Origin of the sequence: Streptomyces sp. NPDC088812 (genome assembly GCF_044750285.1) — a bacterium.
Classification (GTDB): domain Bacteria; phylum Actinomycetota; class Actinomycetes; order Streptomycetales; family Streptomycetaceae; genus Streptomyces.
Map to the genome: position 1 here is coordinate 1 of NZ_JBIVJP010000090.1, position 1,181 is coordinate 1,181.

At 66.1% G+C, this 1,181-nt stretch carries 2 protein-coding genes; both read left to right on the forward strand.

The features are described 5' to 3' along the window. On the forward strand, window positions 1-462 hold a 462-nt coding region (locus ACIP67_RS43395; protein ID WP_401700269.1), incomplete at its 5' end, for a glycosyltransferase. A gap of 74 nt (window positions 463-536) precedes the next feature. Beyond that, a complete protein-coding gene (locus tag ACIP67_RS43400) occupies window positions 537-1,166 on the forward strand; it encodes a GDSL-type esterase/lipase family protein (protein ID WP_350747386.1) in 630 nt (209 codons plus the stop codon). Window positions 1,167-1,181 lie beyond the last annotated feature (15 nt).

Consider the following 1,181-nt stretch of genomic DNA (forward strand, 5'->3'; position numbering starts at 1 on the left):
CGGCTCATGCCGTACAAGCACGTGGACGTGGCCATCGAGGCCGCGACCCGCGCGGGGCGACCGCTCGTGGTGATCGGCAAGGGCCCGGAGGAGGCCCGGCTGCGCGCCATGGCGGGGGAGGACGTGGTGTTCGGCCAGGACCTCACCGACGCGCAGCTGCGCTGGGCGTACGCGCACGCGACTGCACTGATCGCCGCGAGCCATGAGGACTTCGGCATCACGCCACTCGAGGCGAGCGCGTGGGGCGTGCCCACCGTGGCGCTGCGTTCCGGCGGCTACCTGGACACCATCGTGGAAGGCATCAACGGCGTGTTCGTCGAAGGGCCGACGGTGGAGGCGGTCGCCGAGGGGGTGGAACGTCTGCTGGCGCATGACTGGGACCGGGTGGCGATGCAGGCGCACGCCGAGCGGTTCTCCGAGGAGGAGTTCGGGCAGCGGATCCTGGGCATGGTGGCGCCATGACGCCAGTTCCGAGGACTGGGCACTCCGTCGACGGCCAGGACCAGCGTGTTTGGTCTGTGCGATTGGTGCTCGTTATGTCGCTGTTCCTCAACGTCCTGTTGCTGGTCTGCGGGGTGTGGGTGGTCAGTCAGGTGGGAACGCGCGTGCTGGCCGAGCAGGTCGGGATCGTTGAGCCGCGTCGGCCGGCCTATGGTTTGTACGCCGAAGAGAAGTTCACTGGGCTGCCGGGGGCGAAGGTCGCCGTCGTCGGTGACTCCCAAGCGGAGTATGGGCCTTGGAGCGAGCTCCTCGGGCAACCCGTAGCCGTGCGTGGGCAGGCGGGCGCTCTCACATCAGAGATCACCGGGTGGGTTGATTTCCTCCCCGAGGGGGTAGAGACGACCTTCATCTTCACCGGATCGAATGATGTTCTGCACGGCACACCGATCGATCAAGTGAGACAGAACGCGGAAGAGCTTTACAGGAAGGTCCCTGGGCGGGGCGTAGCCGTCGGTGTTCCACCCTTGGAGGGACGAGATGAACAGGTGGCGGTTGTGAACGCGGCGTTGCGCCAGGCGGCGACCGGGGCCGGCATCGAGTGGCTTGATCCCGCTCACGTGTTGACTGCCCCCACGTCCATCCGGCATGACGGTGTCCACTTGACCGGGCAGGGATACGCCGAGCTGGCACGGTCGCTGACAGCATTGTTTGCAATTTCAGATTAGGATTGCCCTATGAAT

Excerpts from the sequence above, each read along its gene's own strand:
- ACIP67_RS43400 (WP_350747386.1), top strand. The coding sequence starts at position 537 with ATGTCGCTGTTCCTCAACGTCCTGTTGCTGGTCTGCGGGGTGTGGGTG.